The 20,185-nt window shown below is 36.7% G+C and carries 16 protein-coding genes and 1 tRNA gene; 9 read left to right on the top strand and 8 right to left on the bottom strand.

Going from position 1 to position 20,185, the window contains the following annotated elements; genetic code table 11:
* Positions 1-10: 10 nt before the first annotated feature.
* From ftsL to HX124_RS07815, 4 genes are all read right to left on the bottom strand, one after another.
* Entirely contained in the window at positions 11-343 is a 333-nt protein-coding gene (ftsL, locus tag HX124_RS07800; protein WP_286383020.1) for a cell division protein FtsL, read from the bottom strand.
* A complete protein-coding gene (rsmH, locus tag HX124_RS07805) occupies positions 340-1,266 on the bottom strand; it encodes a 16S rRNA (cytosine(1402)-N(4))-methyltransferase RsmH (protein ID WP_286383019.1) in 927 nt (308 codons plus the stop codon). The genes ftsL and rsmH overlap by 4 nt, the downstream gene beginning before the upstream one ends.
* Positions 1,267-1,535: 269 nt before the next feature.
* Positions 1,536-2,552, bottom strand: coding sequence for a sulfate ABC transporter substrate-binding protein (locus HX124_RS07810; RefSeq protein WP_286383018.1), 1,017 nt, complete (start codon positions 2,550-2,552; stop codon positions 1,536-1,538).
* A gap of 241 nt (positions 2,553-2,793) precedes the next feature.
* The gene (locus HX124_RS07815) at positions 2,794-3,792 is read right to left on the bottom strand and encodes a sulfate ABC transporter substrate-binding protein (protein ID WP_286383017.1); all 999 of its coding nucleotides are present in this window, start codon (positions 3,790-3,792) and stop codon (positions 2,794-2,796) included.
* A gap of 374 nt (positions 3,793-4,166) precedes the next feature.
* Here HX124_RS07815 and HX124_RS07820 point away from each other — a divergent pair, with 374 nt between their 5' ends.
* The 4 genes from HX124_RS07820 to HX124_RS07835 all read left to right on the top strand — a co-directional run bounded on the left by HX124_RS07820 (position 4,167) and on the right by HX124_RS07835 (position 6,739).
* Positions 4,167-4,475 carry a hypothetical protein gene (locus HX124_RS07820; protein ID WP_107007274.1) on the top strand — a complete coding sequence of 103 codons (309 nt, stop codon included), beginning with the start codon at positions 4,167-4,169 and terminating at the stop codon, positions 4,473-4,475.
* Positions 4,476-4,614: 139 nt separating this feature from the next.
* Complete coding sequence (gene gltX, locus HX124_RS07825) at positions 4,615-6,123, top strand: glutamate--tRNA ligase (RefSeq protein WP_286383016.1); 1,509 nt, start codon at positions 4,615-4,617, stop codon at positions 6,121-6,123.
* Positions 6,124-6,213: 90 nt separating this feature from the next.
* Positions 6,214-6,289, top strand: a tRNA-Glu gene (locus HX124_RS07830).
* 108 nt (positions 6,290-6,397) lie between these two features.
* Complete coding sequence (locus HX124_RS07835) at positions 6,398-6,739, top strand: hypothetical protein (protein ID WP_286383015.1); 342 nt, start codon at positions 6,398-6,400, stop codon at positions 6,737-6,739.
* Between the two features lie 27 nt (positions 6,740-6,766).
* Here the strand turns inward: HX124_RS07835 and HX124_RS07840 are convergent, their stop codons facing one another.
* A complete protein-coding gene (locus HX124_RS07840; protein WP_286383014.1) occupies positions 6,767-7,714 on the bottom strand; it encodes a cation diffusion facilitator family transporter in 948 nt (315 codons plus the stop codon).
* A gap of 524 nt (positions 7,715-8,238) precedes the next feature.
* On the opposite strand from HX124_RS07840, the gene HX124_RS07845 reads away from it, so the two are divergent.
* Together HX124_RS07845 and HX124_RS07850 are read left to right on the top strand one after the other, a co-directional pair.
* The gene (locus tag HX124_RS07845; protein WP_286383013.1) at positions 8,239-8,577 is read left to right on the top strand and encodes an SEL1-like repeat protein; all 339 of its coding nucleotides are present in this window, start codon (positions 8,239-8,241) and stop codon (positions 8,575-8,577) included.
* Between the two features lie 199 nt (positions 8,578-8,776).
* Positions 8,777-9,175, top strand: a complete 399-nt coding sequence (locus HX124_RS07850) for a tetratricopeptide repeat protein (protein WP_107007176.1) — start codon at positions 8,777-8,779, stop codon at positions 9,173-9,175.
* 114 nt (positions 9,176-9,289) lie between these two features.
* Here the strand turns inward: HX124_RS07850 and ettA are convergent, their stop codons facing one another.
* Positions 9,290-10,951: an energy-dependent translational throttle protein EttA gene (ettA, locus tag HX124_RS07855; RefSeq protein WP_286383012.1), complete on the bottom strand. Its 1,662-nt coding sequence runs from the start codon at positions 10,949-10,951 to the stop codon at positions 9,290-9,292.
* A 343-nt stretch (positions 10,952-11,294) separates the two neighbouring features.
* Between ettA and HX124_RS07860 the strand changes: the two genes are divergently transcribed.
* Positions 11,295-12,572, top strand: a complete 1,278-nt coding sequence (locus HX124_RS07860) for an O-acetylhomoserine aminocarboxypropyltransferase/cysteine synthase family protein (protein WP_286383011.1) — start codon at positions 11,295-11,297, stop codon at positions 12,570-12,572.
* A 234-nt stretch (positions 12,573-12,806) separates the two neighbouring features.
* Positions 12,807-13,694, top strand: a complete 888-nt coding sequence (locus HX124_RS07865) for an SDR family NAD(P)-dependent oxidoreductase (protein ID WP_286383010.1) — start codon at positions 12,807-12,809, stop codon at positions 13,692-13,694.
* A gap of 63 nt (positions 13,695-13,757) precedes the next feature.
* Here HX124_RS07865 and HX124_RS07870 read toward each other — a convergent pair whose 3' ends face one another.
* Both HX124_RS07870 and HX124_RS07875 read right to left on the bottom strand, forming a co-directional pair.
* Positions 13,758-15,944: a solute carrier family 23 protein gene (locus HX124_RS07870; RefSeq protein WP_286383009.1), complete on the bottom strand. Its 2,187-nt coding sequence runs from the start codon at positions 15,942-15,944 to the stop codon at positions 13,758-13,760.
* Between the two features lie 286 nt (positions 15,945-16,230).
* Positions 16,231-18,618, bottom strand: coding sequence for a Tex family protein (locus HX124_RS07875; RefSeq protein ID WP_286383008.1), 2,388 nt, complete (start codon positions 18,616-18,618; stop codon positions 16,231-16,233).
* A 635-nt stretch (positions 18,619-19,253) separates the two neighbouring features.
* Between HX124_RS07875 and ompR the strand changes: the two genes are divergently transcribed.
* Positions 19,254-20,018: an osmolarity response regulator transcription factor OmpR gene (ompR, locus tag HX124_RS07880; protein WP_107007182.1), complete on the top strand. Its 765-nt coding sequence runs from the start codon at positions 19,254-19,256 to the stop codon at positions 20,016-20,018.
* Positions 20,019-20,185 lie beyond the last annotated feature (167 nt).

The raw sequence follows: 20,185 nt of genomic DNA on the forward strand, positions 1-20,185 counted from the left end.
AACAGCTTGCCTATTTCTTCTGCTCAGTTTCGGACGGTAATGAAATCACGACGGTTTGCGCAGCAGGAGGAGAATACATTCTAAGTTGAGTCACTGCACGTGTACCAATTTGTGCTGTTGCACCAAAGGTTTGTTGTTCAATCAACAAACGTCCCCACTCTGCATTAATCGTTTCCCTTTCACGCATATAACCATTCAATTCACGAAAATCATGACGATAAGCAAATACTTGCAGTACAACCATAAATGCACTCACTAATACAGCAATCACTAAAATTGTGTATAGAATCGTTTTTTTAACTGCAAGTCGATGGCTTTGCTCTTCTACAATTTCTTCTTTCATTCTGCGCCTTTATGTTCTAAGCGTTCTGCAACTCGAAGCCAAGCACTACGTGAACGAGGATTTTCTTTCACCTCTGCATCACTTGCACGAATTCGGTCAACCTTTTTCAATCTACGTGTATCTTGCACTTTTTGTGGTAAGCCCCAGCCATTATCTTCTGCTAATGTTGATTCCTTTTGAATAAATTGCTTAATAATTCGATCTTCTAAAGAATGAAAACTAATCACGGCTAAACGTGCATGATCTTTTAACAAATCTACCGCTTGGGGTAAGAATAAATGTACATCTTCTAATTCTTTATTGATTTCAATACGAATCGCCTGAAAAGTACGTGTTGCAGCATGTTTATTTTTTTCCCACTTTGGATGAGCAACTTTTACAATTTCAGCCAATTGTCCTGTTGTTTCAATATAACCTGCATTTTTAATTGCTCTTGCAATACGACGACTATAACGTTCTTCGCCATACTGAAAAATAATATTGGCTAAATGCTCTTCCTCAACTTCAACCAACCATTCAGCAGCAGTTTGTCCTTGAGAGTTATCCATACGCATATCTAGGGGTCCATCTTTCATAAAACTAAAGCCACGATCTGCTTGATCTAACTGTGGCGATGACACCCCTAAATCTGCCATAACACCATCCACTTGATAAATATCAAGTTGATTCAGTTCTTGTTGTAAATCTGCAAAGCTGGCATGAATAATTTTAAAACGTGGATCTTCTTTTTCAAGTTGATATGCAACTTCTAAAGCTTGTGGGTCTTTATCAAAGGCATAAACACGTGCATTTTCATCTAATTTTGAGAGCAATAAACGGGTGTGTCCACCTCGTCCAAATGTCCCATCTACATAGATCCCCGTATTACGATTTGCGAGTAAAGCATCAACTGTTTCATGGAGTAATACAGAAATATGGGACATAACTATGCTTTCAATTCAATCAAAAAAGTAACTGCACATTATTACCTTGTTTTGTAAAAGCTCCAAACGACTTTTTGTAGGGAAATATTACTTTTTATAGAGAAAACCGTTTTAAAGTGATTTTTTAGCTAGGCTTCACTGTATTTCAGCTCAATGATGCAATTTAACACGCTGATCACCCTTCTATGCCTATCTGTTTTTCACTATTTTTCCGACTCAATTTATCAAATAAAAAACCTCCACGTATGGAGGTTTAAAACGCCTAAAAATTAACGTTTTGCATTATAAATCTGATCAAACACACCACCATTTACAAAATGTGTCTGTTGTGCTTTTGCCCATCCACCAAAAACTTCATCAATGGTAAATGTTTTTAATGCAGGAAATTGTTTTGCGTATTTTGCTAAAACTTTTTCATTACGTGGACGATAAAAATGTTTTGCCGCCATTTCCTGACCAATTGGAGAATATAAATAGTTGATATAACCTGTTGCTAACCATTTATTTCCATTTTTTGCGACTGTTTTATCCACAATTGCAACTGATGGCTCAGTTAAAATTGACATAGATGGATACACAATATCAAACTTATCACCCAAGGTTTTTTTACTGATCATGGCTTCATTTTCCCAAGTCAGTAATACATCACCTATGCCACGTTCAGCAAAAGTTGTCATAGATGCACGTGCCGCAGGATCCATCACCTTTACGTTATGGTACATTTTAGAAACAAAATCACGAGCAGTCGTATCATTACCACCTGGTTGTTTTAAAGCATATCCCCATGCAGATAAATAAATCCAACGTGGTAAGCCACCTGTTTTTGGATTTGGAGTAATGATTTGCACACCTGATTTTGTTAAGTCAGTCCAATCTTTAATATTTTTAGGATTGCCTTTACGTACCATAAAAACGATCGTTGAAGTATAAGGTGCTGAGTTATAAGGAAACTCTTTTTCCCAACCCGCATTAATCTGACCTGATTTTACAATTTCATTAATATCATTTGCTAAGGCTAAAGTGACAACATCACCATTTAGACCATCGACAACTGCACGTGCTTGCTTACCTGAACCACCATGAGACTGTTTAAAATCAACAGTTTTACCTGTTCTTTTAAGCCAATATGCACCAAAAGACTTATTAAATTCATCGTAAAATTCACGTGTTGCATCATAAGATACATTTAAAAATTGACGATCGGCTGCTTGGGTTGCATTTGAAGTAACAGCAACACCTGTTGCAAGTAATGCAACTTGCAGCCATGTCTTAATTTGAGCTTTCATGACGTTTCAGCATTAAAATCTTGAATTATGATAAATATATGAAATCAAGAGATAAACCGCAATTTAATAATTTAAAAAGCAAATTCACTTTATAGATTACTAAAGTGTTAATTGTTTGTTTTATTTATAAAAATCCAATCAAAATTATTATATATCCACATTATAGGTTTTTCAGCTTTACTTATACAAAAACAGAATATAGAAATATTCTGTTTTGCCAGTCTCGCCTTAAAATTTTTATTTACTTTTCAGATGAAATTTGATCGTAAATCGCACCATTCACAAAATGAGTTTGCTGCGCTTTCGCCCATCCTCCAAATACATCATTGATTGTAAATAATTTAATTTTTGGAAATTTCGCTACATATTTTGCAGCAACTTGAGCATTACGAGGACGGAAATGATATTTCGCCGCCAATTCTTGCCCTTGTGGTGAATACAAATAGTTTAAATAACCTTTGGCTAAATTACGATTGCCATCTTTATCAACATTTTTATCAACAATTGCCACAGAAGGTTCTGCCAAAATTGAAATAGATGGATAAATAATTTGATATTTATCCTTATCTGGTCCTGAAGTCGCCAAAATTGCTTCATTCTCCCAAGATAATAAAACATCACCTATGCCACGTTCAGCAAATGTTGTTAGAGAGCCACGTGCACCCGAATCTAAAACTTTGACATTTTTATATAAGTTTTTCACTAATTCTCGTGCTTTTACATCATTACCACCTGGTTGCTTCAGCGCATAACCCCAAGCTGATAAATAAATCCAACGTGGTGCTCCACCTGTTTTAGGATTTGGTGTAATAATTTCCACACCAGGTTTGGTTAAATCATTCCAGTCTTTAATATTTTTAGGATTACCTTTACGCACTAAAAAAACCACTGTGGATGTATAAGGTGCAGAATTATTTGGAAACTCCTTTTGCCAATCTTTTTCAATTAATCCTGCTTTCACTATTTCATCAATATCATTTGCTAAAGCCAAAGTTACTACATCAGCTTGTAAGCCATCAATCACAGAACGTGCTTGTTTACCAGAGCCACCATGTGATTGTTTAAATTCAATATCCTGCCCTGTTTTAGACTTCCAAAACTGCCCAAAACTTTTATTATATTCTTGATAAAATTCACGTGTAGGATCATAAGAAACATTTAAGAAATCTTTTGCAGCATATGCACTGACACTATTTAGCCCGACAAAACTCAACAAACTTACAAGTATAATTTTTTTCATTTCAATTCACATTTTAAATTTAATTTTTAGCACTTTATTATTTATTTTTTCACCTTACAATCATAAACTTATATCAATAAATAAGATTTATATCTATTATTTAGATATCATTTATACAGACTTATTTATACAAAATAGAACTTTGAAAAGTTGCAGCTAAAATGTATATTCCTTCACAATAAATACACATTTGTTTGCTAATAATAGTGCGCTCTTACAATTGAACAGCAAATTTTGATTCAAACTGCCCAATAATGTCATTTTTGTAATAATATGTGACGCTATTGTACATATTGTGACTATTTATGGTTAAAATAGCAGCGTAAGAGAAAAATCTTAATGAAGAATAATGTCCTTGGTGGGGGGATATGACAATGAAACAACATAGCTTAAAATTATTTGCTTTAGGTCTTACTTTAGGCTTAAGCGTACAAGTCACTCAAGCAGCTGCGATTTCAACAAATCCAACACCTGTTAATTCATCTTCAGTGATTAGTGAAAAACAATCTCCAATTGAAAAAGCATTAAGTCAGCAAAAACGTGACAATAAATTAATCTCGACCCAAGACGAGCTTAAAGTTTTTGCATCATTAAAAGGAACAGCTTCGCAAAACTTTTTAGCAGAGCAACATCAACGCTTTTCACGTTTTGTACAAGCAATTTTTCAGCCACATAACTCTTAATTTAAATATATTTTAGTGTTCTAAGTTATTCTCCCCCAAAGAATGAATATGCCCGATTGTTTATTGGTGAATTAACCCTTAAGCGATTGGGCTTTTTCGTTATAATAGCCCTAATTTACATTCTGAATAATAGTTGATTATGACCATCCGTACTCGTATTGCACCTTCTCCAACAGGCTTCCCTCATGTAGGAACAGCATATATCGCCTTGTTTAACCTTTGTTTTGCAAAGCAACATGGCGGTGAATTTATTCTACGTATTGAAGATACTGACCAACTACGTTCAACACCTGAATCAGAAAAAATGATTTTAGATTCTTTACGTTGGTTAGGTCTTAACTGGTCAGAAGGTCCAGATATTGGTGGACCACATGCACCTTATCGCCAATCTGAACGCATGGGAATCTACAAGCAATATGCACTTGATTTAGTTGAAAAAGGTCATGCTTTTTACTGTTTTGCAACGACTGAAGAACTAGACCAAATGCGTGCAGAACAACAAGCACGTGGTGAAATGCCTCGTTACGATGGTCGTGGCTTATTATTATCAGAAGAAGAAGTTCAGCGTCGTTTAGCGGCAGGTGAAGCACACGTTATTCGTATGAAAATTCCAACTGAAGGAATTTGCAAATTTAATGACTTACTACGTGGTGAAGTGGAAATTCCATGGGCACAAGTGGATATGCAAATTCTACTTAAAACAGATGGCTTACCCACTTACCATCTTGCAAACGTAGTTGATGACCACTTAATGGAAATCACACATGTTATTCGTGGTGAAGAATGGATTCCATCCGCACCAAAACATCAATTACTTTACCAATATTTTGGTTGGGAAATGCCAGTACTGTGCCATATGCCTTTACTGCGTAATCCAGATAAATCTAAACTTTCTAAACGTAAAAATCCAACTTCTATCAACTACTATAAAAATATTGGTGTATTACCAGAAGCCTTGCTGAATTATTTAGGACGTATGGGCTGGTCAATGCCAGATGAGCGCGAAAAATTTACTTTAGCTGAAATGATTGAGCATTTTGATATTCAACGTGTGTCGCTTGGTGGTCCAATTTTTGATGTTGAAAAACTCAATTGGCTGAATGGTCAATGGATCAAAGGCTTAAGTCCTGCTGAGCTTTTAAATACCTTATTGGCATGGAAATCTGACCGTCAAACTTTAGAAGATATTGCTGCTGCAATTCAGCCTCGTATTAATTTACTTTCTGAAGCAGTCAATTGGGCAGGTTTCTATTTCAACCAATTTCCAACGATTAGCAAAGAACAGTTTGCAAGTAAAAAACTCTCTGAAGAACAAGTTCGTCAAAGCTTACAATTTGCAATTTGGCGTTTAGAAAGTATGTTCACATGGAATAATGACACGGTGAGCCAAACCTTAATGGACTTGGCAAACCAAATGGAAATTAAACTACGTGACTTTATGCCAACATTCTTTATTGCCATTGCAGGTTCAACTTCATCAACCCCAGTAATGCAATCTATGGTAACTATAGGTCCTGATCTTACCTTTGCTCGTTTACGCCATGCTTTAGAAATTGTTGGTGGCCCGAGCAAAAAAGAAGCAAAAGTGTGGGAAAAACTCAATGAAAGCTTAAAATTGCCGAAAAATGATGCAGTTGATGAAGCATAAGTTATTTTTTAGTTGACGCATGAGCATTATATCCCTAATATAGCGCCCATACAGAGAGACGGTTGAAAAACTTATCCTGTTGCCTCACAAGTTCCTATCGTCTAGAGGCCTAGGACATCGCCCTTTCACGGCGGTAACCGGGGTTCGAATCCCCGTAGGAACGCCAAATTCAAAAAAGCCACTGACATATTCAGTGGCTTTTTTATTGCCAAAAATTTTTGATTTTGATGACAATCCGCTAAAATCAAAATAATAAAATATTTGTGGAGTTGTAATGCAGTATCGTTGCCCAAAATGTCAAAGCCCTAAAATTTTACCTGTTGCTGATGCACAAACCCCAGCAGTACGCCCTGTTGTACCTAAAAGCCTTGTTGTCTTAATTCCAGCAATTTTTGTTTTATTACTCTTGGTCATTATCAGTATTGCATTATGGTTATTTGGCAATGGCGCAGGTCAAACCCTACAAATTGCAACTGTAGTCGTTTTTTTACTTTGTGTTGTTGCAGGGATTTTTTTCTGGCGCGATCTACCCGATTTTAAAATCTCCATGCAATCATTTATGAGTGCCAACAAACACTGGAAATGTCGTGAATGCCAGCACGATTGGCATATTTAATCTATAAAAATAAAGACTCACATCAACTTAATGTGGATGTGAGTGTCCAGAATCTTTTTGATCATGCGCTATATCAGGCTGATGTGAATGCACAGCACAAGCATCATCTTCGATTTGCAAAGTCATTTCAGTAATACCATGCTCATGACTAAGTAATTCTAAAGCTTCCTGATAAAGTAAGTTACGATCTGCTTTTGGTGCAAAAAGGTGAACCGTTAAATGGATATTTTTTGATGTAATCGCCCAGACTTTCAGTTGGTGAATATTCTCAACCCCTTTTAAAGCCAATAAATCTTGTCGTAATTTTTCAATATCAATTTCTTCAGGTACACCTTCTAACAGGATATTGATACTTTGCTTTAACAACACCCATGCTCGAGGTAAAACCCAAAAACCAATCAATACTGCAATCATGGTATCTAGCCATACCCATCCAGTGAAATAAATCAAGATCGCTGCGATAATCACACCCACCGAACCCAAAGCATCACTCAGAACTTCCAAATAAGCACCTTTGACATTTAAGCTGTCTTTGGCACTCGACATGAGTATTTTCATAGAAATTAAATTGATGATTAATCCTACAACGGCAACGACGAGCATGCCTAAGCTTTGAATTTCAGGAGGATTGCTAAAACGTTGAAAAGCCTCATAAAGGATATAAATTGCAACCATAAACAACATAGATGCATTAAATAAAGCAGCTAAAATTTCAAAACGCTGGTAACCAAAAGTTCGCTTATCATCCGCAGGTAACTTACCCACTTTAATCGCCACCAAAGCAATCGCCAGTGCTGCTGCATCAGTAAACATATGTGCTGCATCAGACAATAACGCTAAACTTTGCGTTATAAATCCAGCAATCACTTCAATAATTAAAAAAGTGGTGGTGAGTATGAGTGCAAAAGTCAGTTTTTTTGCATTTTCTTCGGTAACGACTGCATGACTATGATCATGCCCATGATGCTCAGCCATTGATCTTCCTCAACTAAAATTCATATAGATAGATCTTTTTTAAACCACTTTGATTGTAGCGCTTCAATATTTAAAATAAACCATTTCCAATGATTAAATTTCAACCTTTTTCATTCATGTTCTTATTCACGTTTTTATAGATAAATGAAATATAAGTCACTGTTTTTTTAAATAAAAATTTAACCTCAAGTTAAATTTAAATAAAAAAATATTACAAAATAATAAGATATAATATTTAAAATCATATTTTTTATGATTTATTTTACAATTTTTTCTACTTAAATAAACTGATTAAATACCATTTTTAAGTCTTACTGCTTTATATAATGCACTTTAATTGATTGAATATTCAATTAATTTACATACCTTTTATCCTTTTATATAAAAACTCATACATTTATATATTGACAAATTACAATTTATTATTTGAAAAACATAAAAAAATAGATACATTAGACATATACAAACTAAATTTCTAGTTTGATATTTCATAGCTTTGTTAATGGATTAGCAAGGAGGTTTATATGTTAGTACATATTTTAAAACGCTTTTTGGGAAATAATTCATCACATTCAATTGCTCCAACCAATATGAAAGATGAGGTCTCAATTAAGTACCCATTACACGCTGCTTTAGCAGATGAACAAAATACTCGTAACATCATGTGGGGATACCTACGTGCGGCTTTACGTGGTGATCAAGAAGCTCAATATCAAATGGGATTGAACTATTTGAATGGTCAGTTCGGTTTAGATCGCAGTTATATTCATGCCGAAAAATGGCTTGAACAAGCAGCACACCAAGGTCACCCTTTTGCGAAGGAAGAACTTAAAAAAGCATATAATCAATTAGCATTTTCATAATCGTTATAAAACGAATTTAATTATTCTGATATAGGTCAATATCAAGAATAATTTAAGCAAAAAGTTTTAAAATAAAAATATTAATCTTACTTTGGCAAAGCTTAATATAAGATTTGCCAAAAAAACATCTGAGAAAGCGAAAATATTATTTTTTTGCTTTCTCATATTTAATAACTTATTGTCTGGCGAGTACAATAAAATGGATTTTAATAAATTACATAATCATATAAAAAAATCTATTCTTTCTTATTTAGCAACACGTATTGCTCTACAAGCGCAGCATTTTTCTGGAGCCTTTTTAAGTTATCAACGTGCGAAATATTTTGAACATTTGTCTTTAAATAGCTTCTCAGCCATTTCTAATTTAAAACTTGAGGAAAATCAAGATAGCTATCAACGCAATGCCGTTTGGTATTTTTTAAATGCAGCCTTACAAGGCTATAGTACCGCACAATTTAAACTTGGTATGTTGTACTTAAATGGTCAGCTCGGTCTAGACTCAAACGAAATACAAGCTTTAAGATGGTTAAATTTAGCAGCAGATCAAGGTCATCTTGAAGCACAGCATGAAATTTCAAAAATAATACGACCTTCTTAAAATCATTATTTTGTGATGCTTACCATGATGATGCTAATAGATCATTCAAACTGATCATTTCATATCATAAAAAACCAGCCCGAAGGCTGGTTTTTTAAATTTCAAAAGAAGGGATTAAACACCAATTTTGCGATACTTTTGACGCTTAGCAACAAGGTCATCACCATCACGTTTGCGACGATATTCTTCAAACTCGGCATAGTTACCTGTGAAGAATTCAGGTGTTTCACCTTCAAATGACAAGATGTGTGTTGCGATACGGTCAAGGAACCAACGGTCATGCGAGATCACCATCACAGTACCTGGGAATATAAGAATCGCATCCTCAAGTGCACGTAAGGTTTCGATGTCCAAGTCGTTTGACGGTTCATCGAGTAGGATCACGTTTGCGCCCATTTGCAGGATTTTTGCAAGTTGTAAACGGTTACGCTCACCACCTGACAACTGACCTACACGTTTTTGCTGATCTTGACCTTTAAAGTTAAAGCGACCGATATATGCACGTGATGCAATTTCGTATTCACCGATACGTAAGATATCTAAACCGCCTGAAACTTCTTCCCAAACAGTTTTGTTGTTATCCAATGTGTCACGAATCTGACCAACATAAGCGACTTTAACAGATTCACCCAATACCACAGAACCTGTATCTGGTTGTTGCTCGCCCGTCATCATACGGAATAGTGTGGTTTTACCTGCACCATTCTCACCCACAATGCCGACAATTGCAGCAGGTGGTACAACGAATGATAAATCTTTATAAAGCGTACGATCACCAAATGATTTGCTGATGCCTTCAACTTCTACAACCTTATTCCCCAGACGTGGACCAGGTGGAATATAGATTTCAGAAGTTTCGTTACGCTGTTGGAATTCACGTGAGTTAAGCTCTTCAAAGCGTTCCATACGTGCTTTGTTTTTCTTTTGCTGACCTTTGGCATTTGAACGAACCCATTCAAGTTCTTTTTTCAATGCTTTAGCAAAAGATTCTTCTTGCTTATTCTCTTGTTCTAAGCGGGCATTTTTCTGCTCTAACCAAGAAGAATAGTTACCTTGATACGGAATACCCATACCACGGTCAAGCTCAAGAATCCACTCAGCTACGTTGTCTAAGAAATAACGGTCATGCGTAATCGCAACGATTGTACCCGCAAAATCTTTAAGGAAACGTTCTAACCAAGCAACAGATGAAGCATCTAAATGGTTCGTCGGTTCGTCCAGAAGCAACATGTCTGGCTTAGAAAGCAATAAACGACATAATGCAACACGGCGACGCTCACCACCAGACAACTTAGATACATCTGCATCCCAGGCAGGCAGGTTTAATGCAGCAGCCGCTTGATCCATCTGGTTTGCAATATTGTGTGCATCCCACGCATGGATAATGGCTTCCAACTTTTCTTGCTCTTTTGCAAGTGCATCAAAGTCAGCATCTTCAGCCGCATATTCAGCAAATACTTCGTCAAGACGTGCCAAAGCATCCAATGGTTCACGTAAACCATCTTCAACGTTACCACGCACGTCTTTTGTTTCATCTAAAGGTGGCTCTTGCTCAAGGTAGCCGATTTTGATGCCCGGTTGAGCACGTGCTTCACCTGAGAAATCTTTATCTACGCCAGCCATAATACGGAGTAAGGTTGATTTACCTGCACCGTTTAAACCAAGCACACCAATTTTTGCGCCTGGAAAGAATGATAAAGAGATGTCTTTTAAGATTTCGCGCTTAGGCGGAACCATTTTCGACACACGGTTCATCGTGTAAATATATTGGGCCACGCAGGACTCCTCAATAGAAAACCAAATGGTGGAGTTTGCATTCTGCTTTAAAATTCAAAGCATTTGCCAACTCCCTGCTCAATGAGCAAAAAATCAATCGCTGCATTATACGATGAAAGTCCTGAAAACATAAGGCATGTCATTCATATGGCATAGAATGTTACAACAATTCTTGTGCTTAAATTTAAAACAGAACTTGACCGACTAAACACTTTACATGATTTAATGACGGATAATTATCTATATGATTTTTTGTGATAAATATTCGCAATATTTGCGCTTTATTTCATATTCATAAATGCTAAACTGATTTTTATATTTAACTCACGAAGATGATATAACCATGACATATAAGGACGAAACCCTCGCCATTCACGCAGGCTATTCACCAGAAGCCACCACCAAAGCTGTGGCTGTGCCTATTTACCAAACCACTTCTTATGCTTTTGATGATACTCAACACGGCGCAGATCTGTTTGACTTAAAAGTTCAGGGCAATATTTATACCCGTATTATGAACCCGACCACTGCTGTTTTAGAGCAACGTCTTGCTGCACTTGAAGGGGGTATTGGGGCTTTGGCTTTGGCTTCGGGTATGTCCGCTATTACCTATTCAATTCAGACCATTGCGGAAGCAGGTGACAATATTGCATCAGTTTCAACTCTTTATGGAGGAACTTATAACCTGTTTGCACATACCCTGCCAAAGCAAGGCATTGAAGTTCGTTTCTTCGATTATCAAAATCCTGAAGCTTTACGTGGCTTAATTGATGAAAAAACCAAATTGGTTTTTGTTGAATCGATTGGTAATCCATTGGGCAATATCATTGACCTTGAAGCGATTTCAAAAATTGCCCATGAATACGGTGTACCTGTGATCGTAGACAATACCGTTGCTACACCTGCCCTGCTCAAACCATTTGAACATGGTGCGGACATTGTGGTGCATTCATTGACTAAATATATTGGTGGTCATGGTAACTCGATTGGTGGCGCGATTGTCGACAGTGGTAAATTCCCATGGGGCAAATATCCTGAACGTTTTAAAGTACTGAATACGCCTGATCCAAGTTATCATGGTGTCAACTATGTGGAAGCTTTAGGCGAAGCGGCGTATATTGCACGTGCACGTGTTGTACCACTACGTAATACAGGCGCTGCAATCAGTCCACTCAGTGTATTTTTAATTCTGCAAGGTTTGGAAACACTGAACTTGCGTATCGAGCGTCATACTTATAATGCTCAGAAAGTCGCTGAATATTTAAAATCTCATCCTAAAGTGAAATGGGTCAACTATGCAGGTCTGACCGATCATCCACAGCATGCTTTAGCTCAAAAATATGTCAAAGGTAAACCATCAGGTATTTTATCCTTTGGTGTGCAGGATGGGCGTGAAGGTGGAACTCGCTTTATTGATGCTCTGCAACTTTTCACACGTTTAGTGAATATCGGTGATGCAAAAAGCTTAGCATGCCACCCTGCGACAACAACCCATCGTCAGTTGAATGAAGAAGAACTCAAAGCTGCGGGCGTCAGCATTGATATGGTGCGCTTGTCTGTCGGTATTGAACATATTGATGATTTAATTGCAGATTTGGCACAAGCACTCGACAAAGTATAATTTTCACACACTTAAAAGACCTGAACTCAGGTCTTTTTTGCTTTTTAGCTATACTCCATGTATGTTGATCATTCTATTATAAAAATTTAAAAAATAGAGCTTTTACTCTAAAAATTACTTTGTATTCATATATTTATTTATAGTGTTTCTTGTTTTTTCGGTTAAACTTGCCGCTCAATTTATTGATCACCCACCCATAATTTCATTGCATATTTAATTTACAGGGAAATAAATATGAATAAGAAACTACAACAGCTTTTCCAACAAAAAGTACAGGATAAAGTCGTTTTAATTACAGGCGCATCGAGTGGTATTGGATTGACTGTTTCAAAACAGCTTGCAGCAGCAGGAGCACATGTACTTTTAGTTGCGCGCACAGAAGAAACACTGAAAGAAGTCCAAGCCGATATTCAAGCCAATGGCGGAAAAGCTGATATTTTTCCATGTGATTTAAATGATATGGATGCAATTGATGCGGTATCTAAACAAATTATCGCCTCTGTAGATCATATTGATATTTTAATTAATAATGCTGGACGTTCAATTCGTCGTGCAGTACACGAATCTGTTGATCGTTTTCATGATTTTGAACGCACCATGCAGTTAAATTATTTTGGTGCTGTACGCTTAGTTTTGAATATTTTACCGCAAATGATGCATCGTAAAGATGGACAGATCATCAATATCAGTTCCATTGGTGTCTTAGCAAATGCGACTCGTTTTTCTGCTTATGTCGCTTCCAAAGCTGCTTTAGATGCTTTTAGCCGCTGTTTATCTGCTGAAGTACATTCACACAAAATTGCCATTACTTCTGTTTATATGCCTTTGGTGCGCACACCCATGATTGCACCAACCAAAATCTATAAATATGTGCCTACGCTTTCTCCTGAACAAGCAGCAGACTTAGTGGCATATGCGATTGTAAAACGTCCGAAAAAAGTTGCCACCCATCTTGGACGTTTAGCCTCTATTACTTATTCAATTGCACCAGATATTAATAATAAACTGATGTCGATTGGTTTTAACTTATTCCCAAGTTCAAGTGCTTCGGTAGGTAAACAAGAGAAATTGAATTTGGTTCAAAAAGCATATGCGCGTTTATTTCCGGGCGAGCACTGGTAATATTCTTTTTCTTAAATCTAAAAAAAACCGCCTACAGGCGGTTTTTTTTGAAGCACATTAAGATCAAAGAAATTCGACTTTTCCTGTATTTACATCATAAATTCCACCAATAATACCCACTTCACCTTGCTCAACCATTGTTCTTAATACATCACTATTTTGTAAAATATAAGCAATATTATTTTTAACATTCGTCAAAGTAACGGCATGTACAAAATTAGAAGTTAACTGATACGTTGTCATTTCTTTATGTACAGTTTCAGCAGCTTGCATAATTGGTTTTAAAAAATACTGTACATTTGGTGTCTCTTTAACTTGTTTAATATCCATATTTTGTTGATACATTTGACATGCGGCAGTCACTGCGCCACAGTCAGTATGCCCCAACACAAGAATCAGCTTTGACCCTTTACTTTTACAAGCAAATTCCAACGATCCCAAAACCTTTTGCCCTGCAATATTACCAGCGATACGTAAACTAAATAAATCACCAATCCCCACATCAAAAATTCGTTCTGTTGGCGCACGTGAATCCATACAGCCTAAAACAGCCGCAAATGGATGCTGACCAGACTGCGAAGTAACTTGAATCTGACGTGCAATATTGTGATGCAAACGCTCATGATTCACAAAACGCTGATTACCCTCTTTGAGCAACTGCAATACTTGCGATGGGGTCAACTGACGCTGTACCTCAGAGGTCGAAACATTGATATCCAGTTCTTCTTCTACAATTTCTGGATAATGCGATTTGAAACCAATCAATTTAAAATTAATTTGATGTTTTTGTGCTCTCTCATCTTTAAAATCTTTAATGACTTGATAAACATCAGGATCTATATAGTAAGTATTTGATGCATCAACAATAACCGTTTCACCATCCTGAATTTTATCTAAAGCAGAAACCAGTGCGGAACGATTTAAAAAACTAATATTCGGTGCAAGTTCAATACGGGTCAATTTACCATGTAAATGCGTTTCATGAATAATACGAACACCGCGCTTTAAATTATTTTTTAAAATAATCACAGCACTTAACACCAAACCAATAATAATACCAACCAACAAATCTGTTGCAACAATTGCAACCACAGTGACAATAAATGGAAGAAATTGCTTCCATCCTTGTGAATATAAGCGCTTAAATAAATGAGGGCTTGCCAACTTAAAACCCGTTAAAATTAAGATCGCCGCTAAGGAAGCAAGTGGCACTAAATTAATCAGAGGGGTTAAAATTAACAGCGCTACAATCAACAAAACTCCATGAAAAATTGCAGAATTTTTGGTCTTTGAACCACTGGTCGCATTGACTGAACTACGCACAATCACTGAGGTGATCGGCATACCACCAATCAAGCCTGATAAAGTATTACCAACACCTTGCGCCAATAATTCTCTATTTTGTGGTGAGGTACGTTTTTGCTGATCCATTTTATCGGCAGCTTCAAGATTCAGTAATGTTTCTAAAGAAGCAACCACAGCTAAAGTAATTGCTCCTGTATAAATCACACTATTATTCCAATAAGAAAAATCAGGAAAACTAAAAATTGTTTCAGTACCACTGATAATATTGGGTAAATGGATTAAATGTTCAGAACGTACAGCTAAACTTGAGCCAAATAAAGTAAATAAATAGTTCAATCCACCTGCCACCATCACTGCAAGCAATGCTGAAGGTAATGGCAGTTTTTTGAGTGGTGATTTGTCCCACAATAAAATAATTGCGATACTGATTAAGCCGATTAAACATGCGCCTGCATCAAATTTATTCAAAATGCTTTCAGTATTTGCAAGCCAACTCATTTTTAATAAGCTAATCTCCAATCCAACCAAAATAGGAAATTGATTTAAAATAAGAATAATTCCAATCGCTGCTAACAATCCCAAAATAACATTTGTTGGAATAAAATTTGAAAATGTACCAACACGCAACACCCCAAAAACCATTTGTAGTATGCCAGCCAGTACAAGGCAAAATAGAAATGCTTGATAATTTCCATTTAAATGATCAAGTTGCGTCAATACAATAGCAGCCAAACCTGCGGCAGGTCCTGATACACTAATATGTGAGCCACTTAAAAAACCAACAACAATCCCCCCGATCACCCCTGCAATAATGCCTGAAATCAATGGTGCTCCAGAAGCACTGGCAATTCCTAAACATAAAGGTAAAGCAACTAAAAAAACAACTAATCCTGAAAGTAAATCACTCGGATAAAACTTCTTATTAACGCTAGATTCGTGACTCATTTTGTTCTCTATTGTTTAAGTCAAAATATATAAAATGTGTTTGTTCCATTGCAAAATTGATGACATAACAATGGCTATTTATTTTTAATTAATATGTTTAATCAAAATAAAACATAATTGAAAAATGCCCCCTCTTTTCATTTATTTTGTTTATTAATTTAACATTTTTTACTAAAAATTTGAACCACTTATCATTGAAATTTTAAAGAATTAGTTTAGCTAAAATATAAAAAAGCCTCAAAAGAGGCTTTTTTATTTAACATTTTTTACACTACAGTTCTGTTACTTATTTAGAACCTTTAATGCCTGCTTGTAACAATAACGCACCTAAACCACCAATTTTATTTTCCTGTGGTTTTGCTGCCTGAGGCTTTTTGTCATGACGTGGTGCTTTGTCTTTATTGTCATGGCGTGCATGTTGCGGACGATCACCTTGAGGACGTTTGCCCTGAGGTTTACGCTCGCCACGTTGTTCGCCATTAGCATTGTTAAACTCACGCTTTTGACGTGGTGCTTTCGCTGGCGCTTCTGAACCTTCAGGACGCATCGACATATTGACACGATTACGTTCAGCATCCACAGTCAATACACGAACTTGTACAATTTGACCAGGTTTTACCACTTTGTGTGGGTCAGAAACGAATTCATTGGCAAGTTCAGAAATATGAATTAAACCATCCTGATGCACACCCACATCAACAAATGCACCGAAGTTCGTCACATTGGTGATCACACCTTCAAGCTGCATACCTTCGGTCAATTGGCTGACTTGGGTAATGTCTTCACGGAATTTTGCTGTACGGAATTCTGGACGTGGGTCACGACCTGGTTTTTCCAGTTCGCTTAATACGTCTTGAATCGTTGGCAAACCTACTGTTTCATCAACAAATTCTTCAGCATTGACCTGACGGATAATTTCAGTATTACCAATGATGTCTTTCACTGTTGTTGCTTTTGCTTCAACAATCTTGTTCACTAAACCATAAGACTCTGGGTGAACAGAAGATGCATCTAATGGCTCAGAACCATCCTGAATACGTAAGAAACCTGCCGCTTGCTCAAAGGTACGCTCACCTAAACGAGGCACATTTTTCAATGCCTGACGGTTATCAAAACGACCATTTTCTTTACGGAATTCCACAATTTGCTGTGCAATAGCTTTGTTCAAACCTGCGATATAACCCAAAATTGCAGGAGATGCAGTATTGACATCAACACCAACCGCATTCACACAGTCTTCAACCACAGCATCGAGCGTTTTTGCCAAATTGGTTTGGTTCACATCATGTTGATACTGACCTACACCAATCGATTTAGGATCAATCTTCACAAGTTCCGCTAAAGGATCTTGTAAACGACGTGCAATAGACACTGCACCACGAATCGAAACATCAAGTTCAGGAAGCTCAGCAGATGCCAATTCTGACGCTGAATAAACTGACGCACCTGCTTCAGAAACAGTCACACGAGTCATTTTCAGATCAGCATTTGCAGCCATCATTTCAGCAATCACAGCTTCTGTTTCACGGCTTGCAGTACCATTACCAATGGCGATTAAATCGACATTGTATTCACGGCAAAGACGAGCAAGTTCAGTAATTGAACCTTCTTTATCTTCTTTCGGCGCAAATGGATAAATCGTGCTATGTGCCAACACATCGCCTGAGTTAGAAACAACAGCCAGTTTCACACCAGTACGAATACCAGGGTCTACACCCAATGTTGTACGTGAACCCGCAGGTGCAGAAAGTAACAAATGACGTAAGTTTTCTGCAAAAACGTCCATCGCTTCTGATTCGGCAGCAAGACGTTTTTCAGTTAACAATGAATGCTCAATCGTTGGACGAGCTTTACCTAACCAAAATAATTTCGCAGTTTGTTTTAGGAAATCCTGACGAGATTGTGGCTGTACAGTCTCTAAATCATATTCAGTTTCAATACGTGTCAATGGTGCATTGTCTTCACCATCCACTTTTAAACCTAAAACATTTTCTTGACGACCACGAAGCATCGCCAATAAACGATGTGAAGGGACTTTATTTAAGTTTTCAGAAAAATCGAAGTAGTCACGGAATTTTTTACCAACTTCTTTTTTCTCATCTGAAGCCACTAAGCTTTTTAGCACCGCAGTTTTTGCAAATGTTGCTTTTAGCTCTGTAGTCAACGCAATATTTTGCGCCCAATCATCGATAATAATGTGCTGAATGGCATCAAGTTGGCTTTCAACATCAGCATAATCTTCATGGCTAAAATCTGCCAATGCTTCAGTTGGATCAACATTTTCTGCAATAATTTTTTCAGCAATAGCACCAAGCCCTGCTTCTTTTGCTTTAAATGATTTACTGGTACGTTTTGGACGGTACGGTGCGTAAATTTCTTCTAATGCATTTTTTGTTTCTGCTGCATTCACACGTGCAAGTAGATCATCAGATAATTTGTTTTGTTCTTTTAACGACTCAATGACTTTTTCACGGCGTTCAAATAAATCACGTAAATAAACGAGTCGTGTGTCAAGTTGACGTAGTTGAATGTCATCTAAACCCTGCGTTACTTCTTTACGGTAACGTGCAATAAATGGAACACTAGAACCTTCATCAATCAGTTTAATGGCAGCTTCTACTTGGTTTGTTCGTACGGCAAGCTCACTTGCCAACTGCTGAACTAAGTCAGTCATCGTGTTTAATTCCACAAGGATAAGGACTAAAAGTTAGTGATTATAAAGACCAAGACCATAAAATCCACAATTGTTTTGCAAATTAGTAGTGAAAAAATTGATAAAAGGTCATATTTCTGGTTTTTTCATCATGTAATCACATAATTCTGGCATTATTTTATCATCTATATTTTTATTTAATGTGACTGACAGCTTCGATTATCTCATTCTTTTTCTTTATTCTTGTCCAGAAAAGCAATTTTAAGCAGTTAAATCATGGCAAAAGAGGCGATGATCTTGCATTTAAATGAGAAAAAATCTCATCTATGATCGTTTATTTTAGTGATATATTTCAATCATTCTTGTTTTATGAATATTTCCAATATCACAACACGGTTTCAGATGACAAGAAAGTTTCAATTACATCTATTGAAAGAAATACTTATACTAAAATGATTGAAAATTTTGTTTGCAATAGATCACGTTTTTTATTTATAAACATAGAATCATTCTAAATATTGCTTGGTGTTGTTTTTTGGTTTAAAAACAGGCTTAGAATTGTAATTTTGAGCAAATTGATACATAGTCTTAACAAGAACTTAGGCATTATACTGAGATTACGATATTTATAATTTACAACATTAAGGGAGTGCATCATGAGTTTAGTTGTACCTGCTGAAAATACAGATGTCGTACAAAATGAAACTGACCGTGTCGAACGCATTTTAGTTGTCGATGATGATGTGCGTTTACGTACCCTTTTGCAGCGTTTCTTGGAAGATAAAGGCTTTGTGGTGAAAACAGCCCACGATGCCACTCAAATGGATCGTTTATTACAACGTGAATTATTTTCATTGATTGTTTTAGACTTCATGCTTCCTGTAGAAGATGGTTTAAGCATTTGTCGTCGTTTACGTTCATCTAACATTGACACACCGATCATTATGCTAACCGCACGTGGTAGTGACTCAGACCGTATTGCTGGCTTAGAAGCGGGCGCTGATGACTATTTACCAAAACCATTTAACCCAAATGAGTTGTTGGCACGTATTCGTGCAGTTTTACGTCGCCAAGTGCGTGAAGTACCAGGCGCACCAAGTCAAAATGTTGAAGTGGTTTCATTTGGTCCATGGTCATTAGATTTATCTACACGTACCTTGACGCGCGAAGGTCAGGTTGTGACTTTAACGACAGGTGAATTTGCTGTACTCAAGGCTTTAGTACAGCATCCACGTGAGCCTTTGACTCGCGATAAACTGATGAATCTGGCGCGTGGTCGTGAATGGGGTGCAATGGAACGTTCTATTGATGTTCAAGTGTCGCGTTTACGTCGCTTGATTGAAGAAAATCCTGCACGCGCACGTTATATTCAGACAGTTTGGGGTGTGGGCTACGTCTTTGTTCCAGATGGTGCTGAATAAGTCACTCTGATTCATCCCTATGAATCTATGTAAAAAAGTGCTGATCCTATTCTCTAGTTTGAATATCATCAGCATTTTTTTGCTTTTAGGTTGATCAATTTCTACCAATAACAATCATTATAGTTTTGCATTTGAGCAACTTTTATCATTAGATCATGACTTGCATT

The sequence above is a fragment of the Acinetobacter sp. 226-1 genome, assembly GCF_030329325.1.
Lineage (GTDB): Bacteria > Pseudomonadota > Gammaproteobacteria > Pseudomonadales > Moraxellaceae > Acinetobacter > Acinetobacter sichuanensis.

Bases quoted from the DNA above. Each gene is read 5' to 3' on its own strand.
- ftsL (WP_286383020.1), bottom strand. From the start codon at position 343: ATGAAAGAAGAAATTGTAGAAGAGCAAAGCCATCGACTTGCAGTTAAA.
- rsmH (WP_286383019.1), bottom strand. From the start codon at position 1,266: ATGTCCCATATTTCTGTATTACTCCATGAAACAGTTGATGCTTTACTC.
- HX124_RS07810 (WP_286383018.1), bottom strand. From the start codon at position 2,552: ATGAAAGCTCAAATTAAGACATGGCTGCAAGTTGCATTACTTGCAACA.
- HX124_RS07815 (WP_286383017.1), bottom strand. From the start codon at position 3,792: ATGAAAAAAATTATACTTGTAAGTTTGTTGAGTTTTGTCGGGCTAAAT.
- HX124_RS07820 (WP_107007274.1), top strand. From the start codon at position 4,167: ATGAAACAACATAGCTTAAAATTATTTGCTTTAGGTCTTACTTTAGGC.
- gltX (WP_286383016.1), top strand. From the start codon at position 4,615: ATGACCATCCGTACTCGTATTGCACCTTCTCCAACAGGCTTCCCTCAT.
- HX124_RS07835 (WP_286383015.1), top strand. From the start codon at position 6,398: ATGCAGTATCGTTGCCCAAAATGTCAAAGCCCTAAAATTTTACCTGTT.
- HX124_RS07840 (WP_286383014.1), bottom strand. From the start codon at position 7,714: ATGGCTGAGCATCATGGGCATGATCATAGTCATGCAGTCGTTACCGAA.
- HX124_RS07845 (WP_286383013.1), top strand. From the start codon at position 8,239: ATGTTAGTACATATTTTAAAACGCTTTTTGGGAAATAATTCATCACAT.
- HX124_RS07850 (WP_107007176.1), top strand. From the start codon at position 8,777: ATGGATTTTAATAAATTACATAATCATATAAAAAAATCTATTCTTTCT.
- HX124_RS07860 (WP_286383011.1), top strand. From the start codon at position 11,295: ATGACATATAAGGACGAAACCCTCGCCATTCACGCAGGCTATTCACCA.
- HX124_RS07865 (WP_286383010.1), top strand. From the start codon at position 12,807: ATGAATAAGAAACTACAACAGCTTTTCCAACAAAAAGTACAGGATAAA.
- HX124_RS07870 (WP_286383009.1), bottom strand. From the start codon at position 15,944: ATGAGTCACGAATCTAGCGTTAATAAGAAGTTTTATCCGAGTGATTTA.
- HX124_RS07875 (WP_286383008.1), bottom strand. From the start codon at position 18,618: ATGACTGACTTAGTTCAGCAGTTGGCAAGTGAGCTTGCCGTACGAACA.
- ompR (WP_107007182.1), top strand. From the start codon at position 19,254: ATGAGTTTAGTTGTACCTGCTGAAAATACAGATGTCGTACAAAATGAA.